The sequence below is a fragment of the Vibrio sp. B181a genome, from assembly GCF_030248375.1.
Taxonomy (GTDB): domain Bacteria; phylum Pseudomonadota; class Gammaproteobacteria; order Enterobacterales; family Vibrionaceae; genus Vibrio; species Vibrio campbellii.
Window position 1 is genome coordinate 1 of record NZ_JAHGAD010000035.1, and the last position, 15,385, is coordinate 15,385.

The 15,385-nt window shown below is 46.6% G+C and carries 13 protein-coding genes; 4 read left to right on the top strand and 9 right to left on the bottom strand.

Features of this window, described 5'->3' with window-relative positions; genetic code table 11:
• Positions 1-421: 421 nt before the first annotated feature.
• Positions 422-1,297 (bottom strand): Tim44 domain-containing protein, encoded by an 876-nt coding sequence (locus tag KIO97_RS15455; protein WP_009707155.1) that lies wholly within the window; start codon positions 1,295-1,297, stop codon positions 422-424.
• A 256-nt stretch (positions 1,298-1,553) separates the two neighbouring features.
• Between KIO97_RS15455 and KIO97_RS15460 the strand changes: the two genes are divergently transcribed.
• The 3 genes from KIO97_RS15460 to KIO97_RS15470 all read left to right on the top strand — a co-directional run bounded on the left by KIO97_RS15460 (position 1,554) and on the right by KIO97_RS15470 (position 5,100).
• Complete coding sequence (locus KIO97_RS15460) at positions 1,554-2,144, top strand: TetR/AcrR family transcriptional regulator (protein WP_005425581.1); 591 nt, start codon at positions 1,554-1,556, stop codon at positions 2,142-2,144.
• 13 nt (positions 2,145-2,157) lie between these two features.
• Positions 2,158-4,032, top strand: coding sequence for an MFS transporter (locus KIO97_RS15465; RefSeq protein WP_285383371.1), 1,875 nt, complete (start codon positions 2,158-2,160; stop codon positions 4,030-4,032).
• Positions 4,033-4,194: 162 nt separating this feature from the next.
• Positions 4,195-5,100: a YeiH family protein gene (locus tag KIO97_RS15470; protein WP_050912672.1), complete on the top strand. Its 906-nt coding sequence runs from the start codon at positions 4,195-4,197 to the stop codon at positions 5,098-5,100.
• Here the strand turns inward: KIO97_RS15470 and KIO97_RS15475 are convergent.
• Both KIO97_RS15475 and KIO97_RS15480 read right to left on the bottom strand, forming a co-directional pair.
• On the bottom strand, positions 5,086-5,286 hold the full coding sequence (locus tag KIO97_RS15475; RefSeq protein ID WP_285383373.1) for a hypothetical protein: 201 nt from the start codon (positions 5,284-5,286) through the stop codon (positions 5,086-5,088). The two genes, KIO97_RS15470 and KIO97_RS15475, sit on opposite strands and share 15 nt — an antisense overlap.
• Positions 5,287-5,382: 96 nt before the next feature.
• Positions 5,383-6,264, bottom strand: a complete 882-nt coding sequence (locus KIO97_RS15480; RefSeq protein WP_285383374.1) for a LysR substrate-binding domain-containing protein — start codon at positions 6,262-6,264, stop codon at positions 5,383-5,385.
• A gap of 156 nt (positions 6,265-6,420) precedes the next feature.
• Here KIO97_RS15480 and nagE point away from each other — a divergent pair, with 156 nt between their 5' ends.
• Entirely contained in the window at positions 6,421-7,875 is a 1,455-nt protein-coding gene (nagE, locus tag KIO97_RS15485) for an N-acetylglucosamine-specific PTS transporter subunit IIBC (protein WP_050906214.1), read from the top strand.
• Between the two features lie 50 nt (positions 7,876-7,925).
• Here nagE and menE read toward each other — a convergent pair whose 3' ends face one another.
• The 6 genes from menE to KIO97_RS15515 form a co-directional block, all read right to left on the bottom strand.
• Positions 7,926-9,377: an o-succinylbenzoate--CoA ligase gene (gene menE / locus KIO97_RS15490; protein ID WP_285383375.1), complete on the bottom strand. Its 1,452-nt coding sequence runs from the start codon at positions 9,375-9,377 to the stop codon at positions 7,926-7,928.
• Positions 9,362-10,351, bottom strand: coding sequence for an o-succinylbenzoate synthase (gene menC, locus KIO97_RS15495; RefSeq protein ID WP_039985758.1), 990 nt, complete (start codon positions 10,349-10,351; stop codon positions 9,362-9,364). The genes menE and menC overlap by 16 nt, the downstream gene beginning before the upstream one ends.
• 130 nt (positions 10,352-10,481) lie before the next feature.
• Positions 10,482-11,348, bottom strand: a complete 867-nt coding sequence (gene menB / locus KIO97_RS15500; protein WP_038887944.1) for a 1,4-dihydroxy-2-naphthoyl-CoA synthase — start codon at positions 11,346-11,348, stop codon at positions 10,482-10,484.
• A gap of 26 nt (positions 11,349-11,374) precedes the next feature.
• Positions 11,375-12,169 carry a 2-succinyl-6-hydroxy-2,4-cyclohexadiene-1-carboxylate synthase gene (menH, locus tag KIO97_RS15505; protein ID WP_285383376.1) on the bottom strand — a complete coding sequence of 265 codons (795 nt, stop codon included), beginning with the start codon at positions 12,167-12,169 and terminating at the stop codon, positions 11,375-11,377.
• Positions 12,156-13,874: a 2-succinyl-5-enolpyruvyl-6-hydroxy-3-cyclohexene-1-carboxylic-acid synthase gene (gene menD / locus KIO97_RS15510; RefSeq protein WP_285383377.1), complete on the bottom strand. Its 1,719-nt coding sequence runs from the start codon at positions 13,872-13,874 to the stop codon at positions 12,156-12,158. The genes menH and menD overlap by 14 nt, the downstream gene beginning before the upstream one ends.
• Positions 13,871-15,178 carry an isochorismate synthase MenF gene (locus KIO97_RS15515; protein WP_285383378.1) on the bottom strand — a complete coding sequence of 436 codons (1,308 nt, stop codon included), beginning with the start codon at positions 15,176-15,178 and terminating at the stop codon, positions 13,871-13,873. The genes menD and KIO97_RS15515 overlap by 4 nt, the downstream gene beginning before the upstream one ends.
• Between the last annotated feature and the right edge of the window lie 207 nt (positions 15,179-15,385).

A 15,385-nucleotide genomic window follows, 5' to 3' on the forward strand; every position in this document is an offset into this window, starting at 1 on the left:
CCCCCTCCACCATATTGAAGAAGCCAGCTCATTGAGCTGGCTTTTTTCGTTCTATACCTATCATTTTTCAATGGCTTACCTCACTATCTGGCTAAATCTAGTCTAATTCAAGGCGTGACTTTTAATGCCTTTTCGTTAAGTAGTACGGCTCCTAAGCTCTTTGAACTACCTCGACTTGAGAGAAAATCGAAGTGTTAGTTGGTTTCTTTCAGTCAATGGAATCAAGCAACTGATCACCCCATTAGTTCTATCTTCACTATTCCCTACTGTGTGACTCATCGTCTCCCTTTTAAGAACCCTATTCGCTCGACTTTAACCACTCGAAGTTATATCGATAGGTTTCGATTCTCTGATCTCCAGACATAAAAAATCCCGCTCGAAAGCGGGATTTTACTAAGACTAAATTGAACGCTGTTGGTGATTAACCTTGAATACCAACAATCAACCAAGGTGCATTTGGTACCGTTAGGTCACGTTCTAAATGCCAGATATCTTCGATGTCTTCTTCGATACCTTCTTCTGCATCACGGTAACGACCGCTAAATTGCAGGCTAAGCTGTGCTTTGTTCGCATCGTAGTCAGCACGAACGATTTCCGCATCTACGTACATCACATCAGTGTGTTGCTCGCCATCTAGCTTCGCACGCTCTGCTTTCAAGTCTTCAAATAGGCTTGGTGAAACGTACTCTTCAATTGTATGAAGTTGGTTGTGGTTCCACGCGCCTTGCAGGATTCGGTAGTGCTCACGAGAGCCATTAATGAATGCGGCTTGGTCAAAACCCGGTGGGTAGTTATGCGGGATGTCAGTTTGTGCACCGAAACCACCAAAACCACCTGCATTTGTGTTGTTAGGCTGCTGTTCAAAGTTCTGCATGTTTGGTTGCTCGAACTTAGAAGCGTTACCACCAAATGCTGGCTGTTGACGATGCTGATTCATACTGCCTTGCTTAGCACCAAGCATGCCGCGCATCAGTTTGAAGATAACAAAGGCAATCAAACCAATGATCAGGATATCCATAAACTGGATACCTTCGAACGCACCACCAAAGAATGCTGCCAATAGACCACCAGCAAGAAGACCACCAAGTAAGCCGCCCATCAAGCCTTTCTTGCTTGACGATTTAGCACCTTGTTCTTTACCAATGGTGTTTGTGTTTTGTTGCTGCTGTTTAGGAGCAGGAGCCGTTTTATAGCTCTTACCGAAAGACTTACCACCACCAAACTTCTTCGCTTCCGCGATAGGTGTTACAGCAACGGTAAACATCAGTAGGGCGACAATCGAAAATAAACGTTTCATCGTTATCCTTAAAATTGACGATAAGTACTTAACCATGCTGCCGAACAATGTGATGAACAAGCATCCAATATCAGTAGCACGCTAAATATGAGATGTGACCATCATACTCCGTCAGATACAACAATGAAACATTCCATAATAGAAGACATGTATCAGAATATTGCCAACCCATAGGTTTATGACTTGTTTGCGTTATTGACGCTCAATCAGTAGCTGACTATCATATTGAACGATGTTCAATAAGTAGTTTTAAATTATGGCGCGCAGAAACGATCACACCAGAGAAGAGCTAGTCAACTTGACGCTTTCCACAGTCAAAGACTTTTTAGACGAGAATTCTTACCACGAGCTTAGTCTTCGTAAGATTGCGAACATGATTGGTTACGTACCAAGCACGCTCGTTAATATCTTTGGTAACTACAACCTGCTGCTTTTACATGCCGTGGCCCAAACTCTGGATGAGTTACAGCAAGAAGCCGTAGCCGCGACAAAAAATAGTAAGGATACTCATCAGGCACTTTTTGAACTGGCCTACTGTTACCACGACTTCGCACAAAAACACCCTCATCGCTGGCAACTGGTCTTTGAGCACAACATGAATGGTGCGGAGCTTCCAGAGTGGCATGCCAAACGCATCGACGGCATGACTGGCATGTTGGAATCTCTGCTTGCGCAAATTGCACCACACCGAACCGAATCTGAAGTTTTGCAAGCAAGTCGCGTTTTATGGTCTGGGGTACATGGAATCACGCTACTAAGCGTCGATGATAAGTTTTTCTCTAGTGAACCTATTGATGGTAAAGAGCTTATTGATAACCTGATTTCAAACTACCTGATCAGCTGGTAATAAAGGATTATTCATGTCATCAGACAGCCAGTCGTCTTTGCTTAGGCAGCGAAAGTTCCTCCCTTATTTTGTCACCCAGTTTTTCGGAGCTTTCAACGACAACATATTCAAAAACGTACTGTTGCTGTTTGTGGCCTTTGCTGGCTCTAGTGCACTACCGATCTCTAGCAACCTGTTTATTAACTTGGCGGCAGGCTTATTTATACTGCCTTTCTTCTTATTTTCCGCATCTGCAGGGGTGCTAGCTGATAAATACGAGAAGTCTTGGTTTATTCGTAAGGTAAAGCTGTTTGAAATCGGCATCATGCTACTGGGCGCGATTGGTTTCATCACCGAAAGCTACGGCGTGCTGCTATTACTGCTTTTCTTGATGGGCACGCAGTCCGCGTTCTTTGGGCCGGTCAAATACGCACTGCTTCCTCAGCAACTCAATGAGAAAGAATTAGTCCCTGGTAACGCCTTAGTCGAAGCGGGTACGTTTATCGCGATTTTGGTCGGTACGCTGGGCTCAGGTCTTATCGCATCCGCAGACAATGCCAAATATCTTGCGGCATTCTGCGTTGTCATCTTTGCAGTGCTAGGCTACCTCTCCAGCCGATTTATCCCTTTTGCCTCAGCAGGCGCTCCAGATATTCAATTTAAGTGGCAACCTTACAAACAAACCAAACTCACACTTTCCATTGCGAAGTCTGATCGAATTGTCTTTCAATGCATCATGGCAATCAGCTGGTTCTGGTTCTTAGGTGCGGCTTACCTGACTCAGTTCCCGAACTTCACTAAGGTCTACTTGAACGGCACCGAAAGCGCGGTTTCTTTCCTTTTAGCACTTTTCTCGGTGGGTATTGCTGTCGGCTCTATGGCGTGCAACTGGCTGTCGAACCACCGCATCGAAGTGGGTATCGTACCGATCGGTGCTTTGGGGATCACCATTTTCGGTTTCTTGATGGCAACATCGATTCCAACGGACTTACCTCGATTCCACACTTTCGCGGAGTTCGTTAGCTATGGCGCTTTCTGGCCTCTATTCTTCTATCTACTGATGATAGGTATTTCGGGTGGTTTGTTTATCGTCCCACTTTATGCCCTGATGCAACACCGAGCGAAAGAGACAGAACGTGCACAAGTGATTGCTGGCTTGAACATCTTTAACTCTCTGTTCATGGTCGGCAGCGCTGTATTAGGCATTGTTTGCCTGAGCGTGCTTGAGATGAGCATTCCTCAACTGTTCGCGCTGCTGGCAATCCTGAATTTTTTGGTCGCTGCATACATCTTCCTGCAGATCCCTATCTTTGTGGTGCGCTTTGCGATGTGGGTGGTCACTCACACCATTTACCGTGTCAAACATAAGAACCTGCATCACCTTCCAGAACACGGTGGTGCGTTGATCGTCTGTAACCATGTCAGCTACATGGACTCACTGCTATTAAGTGCAGTTTGCCCTCGCCTGATTCGATTTGTGATGGAAGAAGACTACGCAAATCTTCCTCCTCTACGAGGTTTCCTTCGTCGAGCTGGCGTGATCCCTATTTCTGCAAGTAACCGAACGTCTATCCGCCGTGCCTTCAATGATGTCGAGAAAGCGCTGAGTGAAGGTCATATTGTGTGTATCTTCCCTGAAGGGCGGCTAACCTCTGATGGTGAGATGAACGAGTTCATGCGCGGTATCGATATCATACTTCGTCGCAGTCCAGTCCCCGTCATTCCAATGGCGCTAAAAGGCTTGTGGGGCAGCTATTTCAGCCGCGCAAAAGGTCGCGCGTGCAAAGGGCTACCAACGCGTTTCTGGTCTAAGTTAGAAATCGAAGCAGGCACGCCTGTTGATCCAAAACAAGCCAGTGCACAAGCCATGTTTGAAAAGGTGCAAACGCTTCGCGGTGACTGGCGCTAGATTCACCACAAGATAATTTCAGAATGTTGAACATGTGTTTAGTTTTACTGAACATATGTTCAATTCATTAAGACTTTCTGACCCAAAGCGTTACTGTATACTTCACGCTTTAACTCATAACAACGAACGACACCCTTGAATACAAAGAATATCCCCTTTGGATTGGCACTGCTGTTTTGTTTGACCCCTTTTGTGTCCTCTCCTATTGCGCTTGTGATCGGTTTTCTACTGGCGAGTTTTAGCCTAGTACCGACTGAACTTCCTATTGCCTCTTTTACTAAGAAGCTGCTTTCCTATTCGATCATTGGTTTAGGCTTCGGTATTCACTTTGAACAGGCTCTCGCCGTCACTTCTGATGGTATTGGTCTTATCATCGCAACCATTCTCGGTACACTGGTGATCGGCATGATGATTGCCAAAATGATTAAGCTAGAGCGCACCACAGCCTACTTAATCGCTTCTGGTACCGCAATTTGTGGCGGTAGCGCAATTGCTGCTGTCGCGCCTGCGATCAAAGCCAAAGATGAACAAATTGGTTTAGCTCTAGCGACCGTTTTTGTGCTCAACTCTCTGGCGCTGTTTATCTTCCCTGTGATTGGTCACGCGATCGGCTTGGATCAGCATACGTTCGGAACCTGGGCTGCGATTGCGATTCACGATACGTCTTCCGTTGTGGGCGCAGCATCTGCATACGGTGAAGAAGCACTAACCACGGCAACAACATTGAAGCTTGCTCGCGCACTGTGGATCATTCCTGTCGCGCTAGTGAGTGCTGTGATTTTTTCTCGCGGTAACGGAGAGGAAGGTAAGAGTAAGTTAGTCATTCCTTACTTCATTTTCTGGTACTGCGCTGCGATTGCATTCAGCGACTTCTTCCCGCAATTTGAAGTGGTGTACCAAGGCATTTTTGCTATTGCTAAGCAAGCCCTTGTGGTGTGTCTATTCTTGATTGGTTGCAGCATTTCAGTATCGAAGCTGAAGTCGGCAGGCGCTAAGCCATTGTTATTTGGCGTCACACTGTGGGTACTGATTTCTACTACGTCTTTAGGCTGGTTACTTCTCAACTAAACCTTGATTGATTTTATCTGGCTGAGTTGATTCCGCTTTTTGTGCGCTTTGACTTTTGTGTACTAACACTAAAGCAATCGCCACTAGAAAGGCGGTTAACTCAGCTAACGAGCGCGTTAAGCCCTCGGTGCTGACAGCAACGCCGATTTGCAATAACACCGCTGCCGCTAACGCTAATTTGATCATCCTGAACCTTATGCTTTATTCCTTAATCTTTGAGCATGATTATGATTCAGAGTTATAAGGATACGAAATTCCCTTTTCGACTAATTCATTGCGAAATCAACTAAGTTGACTTTCTATCCAAGAGATAAAGGTTTTCACTTTAGGTCGATGCTCGTAGCCTGAAGGGCAAACTAAGTCATACCCCAGCAGGGTATCCATCATTGGATAAGGGCTGACCAGTTCACCTTTATCTAAAAAGTCTTTCACGAATCGATAGCGCCCCATCGCGACCCCGACGTGATTTCTTGCTGCTAGCACTGCCATATCACGATGACTCACACAGTAAAAATGCTGGAAAATATCGATATCCAGCTCCATATAAGTCATCCATCGCTGCCATACATCTGAACCGAGAGCATGAATAAAGTTAATCCGTCGGAGTGACTCCATACCATCTTCCAGAATATTCAGTTCTTTCATGTACTGAGGCGTACAGACCGGAATGTACTTTTCGCCAAATAGTCGCTGGCGATACACATCAACCAAATGATCCGTATCGTAAAAAATGGCTACATCAATCTGATTGGTCACCAAATCGAGTTGGTTTTCTTGGGCGAAAAGGTTGAGGTTAAACCCTGGGAAATGACGTTGGAAATCCGCAATACGAGGCATCAGCCATCCATTCAAAAAACCTGGCGATGCAGCAATGTTTAATTCCCCCACCAAGTCCGTCGACTTAATCTCTTCAATCTCATTAAAAATGGTACTGAGTGACGTAGATAACGTTTTTTGAAATCGATGCCCTTCTGATGTCAGTTCGAGTTTGCGAGTGCCTCGAACAAACAGAGAGAAACCAAGCTCCTGTTCTAGCACTTTGATGCGATGGCTTACGGCTCCTTGCGTTAAGTGCAGCTCTTTTGCTGCCTGCGTAAAGCTAAGATACTTCGCTGCGATGCTAAAGGTATGAAGGTTTCGAAGCAGTAACTGTTGGTTTGCCATGATCGACCATGCATTAAAAATATTAATTCATGATAGTAGTGAATTCGTTTGTTTGCGTCGATAATTAAGTTTCAAATAGCCCTTAGAAACTTAATAAAAACGTCACTTTCAAACATAGATCATGTTTTAGGTGGCATTAAAATTATAGGGGCAAATATGAATATACTCGGCTACATGCAAAAAGTCGGTAAGGCATTAATGGTTCCGGTAGCGACCTTACCCGCTGCGGCAATCTTAATGGGGATTGGCTACTGGATAGATCCGGTCGGCTGGGGCTCTGAAAGTGTCTTAGCGGCATTCCTCATTAAATCAGGCGGAGCCATCATCGATAACATGGCGGTACTGTTCGCCGTTGGTGTCGCTTTCGGATTGAGCAAAGACAAAAATGGCTCAGCAGCACTGTCTGGCTTCATTTGCTTTATGGTACTGACGACGCTACTCGCACCGGGTGCCGTCACACAGCTAATGGATATTAGTGCTGACGAAGTGCCTGATGCGTTCAACAAAATCAACAATCAGTTCATCGGTATCTTGGTGGGTATTATCTCCGCTGAAATCTACAACCGTTACTCTGGAGTCGAGCTACCAAAAGCGCTGGCGTTCTTTAGTGGTAAACGCCTAGTACCAATCCTCACCTCCATCGCAGGTATGGTGTTGGCTTTTGTTCTGCTTTACGTATGGCCTGTGATTTACGATGCATTAATTATTTTCGGAACCAAACTTGAATCCATGGGTGCGGTTGGCGCGGGTTTATTTGGCTTCTTTAACCGTCTAATGCTAACTATCGGCATGCACCACGCGCTTTACCCTGTCTTCTGGTTTGATGTGGTTGGTATCAACGACATTCCAAACTTCTTAGGCGGCGCGCAGTCTATTGCTAACGGTACAGCTGTAGTTGGCCAAACGGGTATGTACCAAGCAGGTTTCTTCCCAATCATGATGTTTGGTCTGCCGGGCGCTGCTCTTGCGATTTATCACTGCGCTGATAAGCAGAATAAAACCAAAGTATTTTCTATCATGCTAGCTGCAGCGATGGCGTCCTTCTTCACTGGTATTACAGAGCCTCTAGAGTTCAGCTTTATGTTCCTAGCGCCAGTGCTATACCTAATTCACGCGGTTCTGACTGGTATCTCAATGTACATTGCAGCAAGCATGCAGTGGATGGCAGGCTTTGGATTCTCGGCTGGTTTCGTTGACTTTGTGCTATCAAGCCAAAACCCACTGGCAACCAAATGGTACATGCTGATCCCACAAGGCTTGGTCTTCTTTGCGATTTACTACAGCGTGTTCCGCTTCGCGATCATCAAGTTCAACTTGCGTACGCCGGGTCGTGGTGAGGACATGGAAAAAGAAGTCACCGAGAATATTGGCGAGCTAGCAAAAGACTACATCGCAGCAATTGGCGGTGCAGACAACATCCTAGAAGTGGACAACTGTATTACTCGACTTCGTTTAACCGTGAAAGATTCATCCCTAGCTGACGAAGCTAAGCTTAAACAATTGGGTGCTGCTGGCGTTGTCATGATTGGTAAAGGCGGCTTACAAGTGATTATCGGTCTAGGAAAAGTAGATAAAGTAGCTGAGCAGATGAAACTCGCGCTCGCTAACTAAAGAATTGTGGTGACTCACCATCACCACATCCCCCTGAAGTGCAATAACGCTTAGTCACCGTTTTGCACTTCATTTTTTAACCAGTCTTTCACCGCTTTGCGCGAGATTTTGATTCCCCCACCCAACAGGGTTTGAGGCATTGCGTAATACGCCACTGGCCATTTGAATTTTTCTAACTTAGTTTGCAGATGTTGTTCGTATTGAGCTTTGTCTAGTAACGACTCTGTTTGAATCACAGCCACTGGTCGGTGTCCAAACTCAACATCCTCTACTGGCACAACAATGCTTTGTGAAATACTCTCAATTTGGTTCAGTACCGCTTCAATTTCTTCACAGTGAACATTCTCACCGCCGGAGATAAATTGATTATCTGCTCGACCAATGATCTTGAGTTCGTCGCCTTGCCACTCTCCAAGATCCTTGCTGTCGAACCAACCATTTTCATTCAGAAGTGAGGTGACTGAGCCTTGCTTGAAATAGCCTGCTGCTAGTGTTTTCCCGCCGATATAAATACGCTCTTCCACCAGCTTAATATCGCGATTTTGCAATAGGTGGCCCGCGTTACTGACGCTATCGATTTGCTTTGCCGTTACGGTAGAGGCCGCTTCTGTCATGCCATAGCCTAGCCAAGTTTCAATGCCCTGCTGTGTTGCTCGCAGTGCCAACTCATGGGCAACATGACTGCCGCCCAGTAAGACGTGCGTGAGAGACAATTCGACTTGTTCATCCAGTAAACGCTTAAGCTGGGTCGCGACTAAAGAAGCGTGAGAGACACCAAGAATATCATCAGCAAGATTTCCGTTTCCCACTTTGAGTGTTGCACCAGCAAATAGCCAGCGATAGACAATCGCCAAGCCTGATACGTGGTAAAGCGGCAAGGAAAGCAGCCAAGTATCTTGATGGTTGAATTGGAATTCGCTTAACAGACCTTGAGCAGAAGCCAGATGCTGACGGTGAGTATGCACCACGGCTTTAGGCGTACCTGTTGAGCCAGAGGTAAACACAATAGACGCTAAAGCATCATGTGCGTAGCCTTCGTTTGAAGTGTCAACTTCACTTTGGTCACTTTGGTCACTTTGCGATTCGCTATCCAGAGTCGAAAGCTGGATGATACCTAGTTGCGATAACTGCTGTTCAGAGTAGCCACTGGCAACACCATCAGCAAACCACACAAAACGTTGTTGGGTTGGCTTATATAGCGTCGTTAGCTTACCTAAAAGTGCATCAAATGGCTGCGGCATGGTCAACGCAGCAATTGCGCCTATCTGCTGCGCAGCAAGATAAAACCACAAGGTTTCAACTTGGTTCTTACCGACTAACGTCACCACGTCTCCACTCGCCACACCCTGTTGTTGAAGGTAGCGAGAATACAAATCAACACGAGCAGTCAATTGTTGCCAGTTAACTTGCTCTTTGGTCGTCTCAAGCGCAATAGAAAAAGGGCTCACTTGAGCCCAATATTTCCATGGTGCAATCGCAACAGTATCTATGCTGAATGCCACACTAACTCCTGCTCAGATAGCGGAAGAACGGGAAGTTCACACTTCGGCCAACCTTGCTCTAGCTGCGCTTTGAACAAACCAATCGTATCCAAACCTGGGATCTCATTAGGTAGTTGCCATTGTGCTAAGCGAGCAAGTTGGTTCAGACCAAGGCTTGATTCAATGCTTGAACTGATTACGGCTTTAATACCTAATGTCTTCGCCTTTTCAATCAGCTTAATACAAAAATCAACTGAGCCGATCAGCGTTGGCTTGATGATGATGGTTTTTACACCTGTAAGATCTTCTAAGCTGAAGTCTTCACGGCGAACCGCATCTTGCAGTGTTTCATCCCATGCGATTGCAATACCCGTATTGATAGCGAAAGACAGGCTATCACCCGGAGAGCGGCATGGTTCTTCCAAGAAGGTAATACGCTGGCGCAGTGATGGTGCAATGTACTTAGCAAACTGCTGGGCTTTTTCTGGTGTCCAAGCACGGTTAGCATCGAGACGAAGCGTCAGCTGTGGAATCGACTCAAGGAACAAGTTCACTAGCATGCCGTCACGAATAGGTTCGTACAAACCCACTTTTACTTTCGCGACTTTTTCGCCTTCCATTTCGTTCAGTTTCGGGATCAGATCGTCTGGGTCACCGTTACACAGAGGGGCGACTTGGTACTTACCTTGTGCAGGTAAACCGCCTTCAAGCTCCAGCTGGGCCATAGACAGACCAAATGCAACCGATGGGTACATGTGGTTGTAATCTAAAGGCAAGTTTGCCACCCAGCGCTCTGCTTGTGCTTGCAACTGAATGCCCGCTTCTTCAGTGCCTTCTAGGCTGAAGCCAACCAAAGGGGCAACTTCACCGCGACCAACCTTGTCACCGTCCGTTAATTCGAGGATATAACCTTTACGTTCCGTCAGCTTGTTATCACGTAGTATTACGCCACTGTCCATTGGTAGACAGTAACGGTAAATCTTCGCTTTACGCATAATTCGAATCCTATTTAATGCCGTATATTCTGAGCTTTTTAACGAGAGAGCTCGCTAGTCTCCCAGAGGGCGAGACGCTCAGGACGAAAAACGAAACAGAGGAGCGCAATGGCTCCTCTTCTTATACGAATTATGGGTTACGAGGGAACTTGTCGAAGTCTGGACGACGTTTCTCGTTGAATGCGTTACGACCTTCTTGGCCTTCATCTGTCATGTAGAACATCATCGTTGCGTTACCCGCTAGTTCTTGCAGACCTGCTTGACCATCACAGTCCGCGTTCAACGCAGCTTTCAGGCAACGCAGTGCCATTGGGCTGTGTTGCAGCACTTCACGACACCAACGAACGGTCTCTTTCTCTAGATCCGCTAGTGGTACTACCGTGTTTACTAGGCCCATGTCTACCGCTTCTTGAGCATTGTAGAAACGACATAGGAACCAGATTTCGCGTGCTTTCTTTTGGCCTACGATACGAGCCATGTAAGATGCGCCCCAACCGCCATCAAATGAGCCCACTTTAGGACCTGTTTGACCAAATTGAGCGTTGTCAGCAGCAATCGTTAGGTCACACATCATGTGCAGTACGTGACCACCGCCCACTGCCCAACCAGCTACTGATGCGATCACTGGTTTTGGACAAGTGCGAATATCACGTTGGAAGTCCAATACGTTTAGGTGGTGCGTACCTTGGTCGTCTTTGTAGCCGCCGTAGTCGCCACGGATCTTCTGGTCACCGCCAGAACAGAATGCGTCTTCACCTAGACCAGTCAGAATGATTACGCCAACACCTGAGTCATAGCGTGCGTCTGCTAACGCATCAATCATCTCTTTTACCGTTTGAGGACGGAACGCGTTACGCACTTGAGGGCGTGCAATGGTGATTTTCGCGATACCATCTTCAGATTTGTGGTAGTGGATATCCTCGTATTTGTCGCCGCAATCTTTCCATTGAACCGGAGCGTAAAGTTCTTCTTCAGAAATGCCTACTGTTTTAGCCATGGTGATTCCCATTGTTCTCGTTGCTCTCACTCAAAGTGAGAATGAATTATTTGATCAACTTGCATCGCAAATCGTTGTGGTTGCTCTTGATGGACGTTATGTCCAGCCCCCTCAATTTGTCGATACGCCAACCCGCTTGTCTCAGCCAGTTGGCTAAATTTTTTGTCTTTTTCGCCGCAGAGGTAATAAAGCGGAACCGCTTGTTGCTGCAATGCTGGCAACAGATAAGATTGCTTCGCCAATGATGTCGCAATCAGCATATCCGCCACTGCAGAACCAAGATTAGCACTTCGTTTCGCCACCAATGTTTGTCTTTGCTCATGGTTTAGTGAAGAAAAGACCAACTGTTGGTACCAATCGTTCAAAACACAGGCAAGAGGCTCAGTTTTGAAACGCTTTGCCCAGCGCGAATCGTTTTCGAATCGTGCCTGTCTGTCTGACTCGCTTTGAAGCCCGAAGTTTCCTCCTTCAACAATGGCACCACAAATATTGAGATCTGGAAAACATTGGTGAGCAAGGCCATGCATAGCAATGCGTCCACCCATTGAGTAACCAATCAGGATAAGCGGTTGTTGCGAAGGAAATAGTAAAGATAGTGCGGAATTGAGTAATTTGCAGCAATCATTCAGATCGCTGCAAAAAATAGATTGGCTGTGTCCATGACCGGGTAAGTCAATCGTTACTCGGTCATACTGAGGTAAAGCACTTAAGCACTGTTGCCAATCCTCGCCACTGCCGAGCAAACCATGTAAAAACACCAGAGTAGGCAAAATGCCACCTTGGTGCTTTTCCGTTGCAGGGAAGCGCTCAGAATAGAGCATGCAAATTCTTATTGAAGGATCTTAAATGCTCGACAGCTTGGTTCGATGGCGTTTGCACTTCGACCACCAATGCGCCTTGCCCTGAAGCAAAATGTTCGGAAACCAAGGATTGGTATTCCGCTAACGAGCTTGGCTTACAATACTGCAAACCGAACTGTTTCGCAGCATGCTCAAACTCGTAACCATGAGGCATTTGGTAGAACGACTCACGATGTTCCTGCGGCACTGGCAACAAATCAAAAATCGCACCGCCATCATTATTGGTGATCACCAAGACCGAAGGTAGCTCACTGTGCGTAAACAGTGCCAACGAGTTCAAGCCATATAGCGCAGAAGTATCGCCAATAAACATCAACATCGGATTATTCCGCGCGCGTTGTACACCACTTGCAGTGGCAAACAGGCCATCAATGCCAGACGCTCCACGGTTAGTGAAAACCTCTGTGTTATCAAGCTTACCGAACATGTCGATTAAACGAACAAACAAACTGTTGCCGACAAACAGATCCACACCTTGAGCGCGCTCGGCAACATCAATCGCCAATGCAATTTCACTTAACTCACTCTTAGGATCCGAAACAAACAGCCCTTTGGCATGCTGCGTGACCTGTTTGATGTCCGCAGCCAACTCATCTGCCCAGCCAGCGTGTTCTGATGAGAAACCAGACGTGCGTTCTACCCAAGCGCTTGGTTGCTCAGCCCAGTGCCATTGAGGTAAATGACTCTGGTTGTCACGGTCTAACCGAGGAGAGACAAACCAATATTGTGTATCACCACCCTGCTGGTTGCGTGATACGTGTTTCTCTAGCCAATGGTTAAAACGTTTAGAAATGATTCGGCTACCAAACTGAACAATCAAATCACAGTCATCAAGCTGACTCGCCATTCTTGGATTTTGCAGCCATAAATCGAAATGTGCCCAATCTGAGCTCACACCACTTTGCGGATCAGCCAGTACTGGCCATCCCATCTGCTCAGCAAATGCACGTGCCGCTTGCGCTTGAATCAAAGGCAAACTGCCAATGACCACCAAGCCTTTGTTGTCACCACAGCTTGGTATTGCACTGCTGGTTTTTGGATTGAAGCGTTGGCAATACGTCACCTTACTATCTCGCCAACCGGCAACGGTATCGAGGTAGCCCTGATAGGTACTCTTTTCTGTATTGGAGTACAAAGGCTCTGGAAACGCACAGTTAATGTGAACCGCGCTGCCTCTTAGGCGTTGCGTAAACATCACCTCATCAACAGAAGTAAGCAACCAATTCAACGGGGTTGATAGCGTAGGACTCGGCAGGTTAAGACTGTCAGAAACATGTTCTGAAAAAATACCCAATTGATTAATGGCTTGGTTTGCACCGCAGCCCACAAGTTCAACCGGGCGGTCTGCAGTTAGCACCACCAGCTTTTCACCCGTCAGCTTTGCTTCTGCAATCGCAGGCAACAAGTTCGCCACCGCTGTACCCGATGTAACAATCAGCGCCACTGGTTCTTTACTTGCTTTAGCAAGTCCCAGAGCCATAAAGCTCAAGCCACGCTCATCAAAATGGGTGTGGATGGTAAAATTTGGGTTATCTGCCGCCTCGACCGTTAAAGGTGTGGAGCGAGAACCGGGTGCAATACAAATGTGGTTCACACCAAAGCGGTTCAATTCTGTCAGGATGGTTTCAGACCAAATGCGATTTAAAACAGCTTGATCTGCACTCATGATGCAACCCCAAGCGGCGGGTGGTCTGAAATAAGAGAAAGTAACGTCGACATTTTTTTATCTAACTCGGCCCATTCGTGTTCTGCAATGGAGCCTGGAACAATACCCGCGCCAGCAAACAGTTGTACTTGGTCACTCAGAACCAACGCACTTCTTATTGCGACGCAAAACTCTGCACGCTCATGGCTAATGTATCCCATCGAGCCTGCATACCAGCCGCGTGCAAACGGCTCGTTATCCAATATAAATTGCATCGACTCTTTACGCGGTAAACCCGCAACGGCGGCAGTTGGCTGTAAAGCTGAAAGCAATTGAACACCGTTGATGCCCGCTTTCAGATCCGCATTAATATTACGCTTAAGATGTTGGACCTTTCTCAGACGAACCAATCGAGGCTCTTTTTCTACCTCAACATGCTCCGAATGCGGTGTTAGTCGATCAATGATGTCATCCACCACATATTGGTTTTCATTGAGGTTCTTAGAGTCTTGCGACAGCCAGTTCGCCAGCTCCATGTCTTGCGTCGCGTTGTCACCGCGACCAATCGTGCCAGCCAGCGCTTCTGTGTGCAGCTCATGACCCACTCGCGAGTATAGGCGCTCTGGCGTCGAACCCATAAAGCTGTGCTTGCTGTCTAAACTCAACAAAAAGTGAAAGCTGTGATGGTTATTTAGGTAGCTCGCTTTAAGAAGCTGCGCAGCAGAAAGTGTTGAATCCAGCATTACTGTCGATTTGCGAGCCAGAACCACTTTTTTAAACTCATCGTTGTCGATGCCTGTGAGCACCTTTTCGACCAACGCGCTCCATTCAGGCTGTGTTGGCGCATGGTCAATTGAGCGAATATGAGATGAAATTGGCGCAAGACTAGGCACGTCACATACCAGCTTTTTCAAGCCTGCTAATGTACGTGTTTTATCTTCTGAGATATTCACCGCGAGTGACCATTGCTGATCGAATCGAATCAGCTCGATTTGCGGTAGAAAAAAGAAAGACGGCATGCAGCGACGATTCTTCTCGTGCTGACCATCGAAAGAGCGACCACCCCATACGCGTTGGCCTTCGCCAAGGATCGTATAAGCTGGGCCGGGCTCAACAAAAGAATGGAGCTGACCTAGGGCAACAACTTCTTCACGAGTATCACGGGACTGCCAGTAAAACTTGGGAAAAAGTGGTTGTGCTTCAAGCCAGTCAATAAACGCGAAATTGGGTTTCTCGCTGAGTGGCTCGACTAAACGTGTTTGATTGCCTTCCGTTTGCTGAACTCGCTCGATAATTCTCTTTACGGCTTGATGGAACTGTGACAAATCAACCTCGAAATATGTGAGGATAAGTGATAACTGACGGCTACTCTAAGTTTAGACCCAAAGCAAATCAAGGTCGTATGCGATCTTTTGCAAAATCCTGTGATAACAACCGGACAAAAGTTAGCCATTAAACGGATAATTTACAGATTTTTATTCTAATAAAAAACAAATTATTGTACTTTAATAAAGAAATTAACGATTTTTTAG

What these genes read in the sequence shown, in the direction of transcription:
- KIO97_RS15480 (WP_285383374.1), bottom strand. Translation starts at nt 6,264, where the DNA reads ATGGCAAACCAACAGTTACTGCTTCGAAACCTTCATACCTTTAGCATC.
- menH (WP_285383376.1), bottom strand. Translation starts at nt 12,169, where the DNA reads ATGCTCTATTCTGAGCGCTTCCCTGCAACGGAAAAGCACCAAGGTGGC.
- menC (WP_039985758.1), bottom strand. Translation starts at nt 10,351, where the DNA reads ATGCGTAAAGCGAAGATTTACCGTTACTGTCTACCAATGGACAGTGGC.
- KIO97_RS15455 (WP_009707155.1), bottom strand. Translation starts at nt 1,297, where the DNA reads ATGAAACGTTTATTTTCGATTGTCGCCCTACTGATGTTTACCGTTGCT.
- KIO97_RS15465 (WP_285383371.1), top strand. Translation starts at nt 2,158, where the DNA reads ATGTCATCAGACAGCCAGTCGTCTTTGCTTAGGCAGCGAAAGTTCCTC.
- nagE (WP_050906214.1), top strand. Translation starts at nt 6,421, where the DNA reads ATGAATATACTCGGCTACATGCAAAAAGTCGGTAAGGCATTAATGGTT.
- menB (WP_038887944.1), bottom strand. Translation starts at nt 11,348, where the DNA reads ATGGCTAAAACAGTAGGCATTTCTGAAGAAGAACTTTACGCTCCGGTT.
- KIO97_RS15460 (WP_005425581.1), top strand. Translation starts at nt 1,554, where the DNA reads ATGGCGCGCAGAAACGATCACACCAGAGAAGAGCTAGTCAACTTGACG.
- menD (WP_285383377.1), bottom strand. Translation starts at nt 13,874, where the DNA reads ATGAGTGCAGATCAAGCTGTTTTAAATCGCATTTGGTCTGAAACCATC.
- KIO97_RS15475 (WP_285383373.1), bottom strand. Translation starts at nt 5,286, where the DNA reads ATGATCAAATTAGCGTTAGCGGCAGCGGTGTTATTGCAAATCGGCGTT.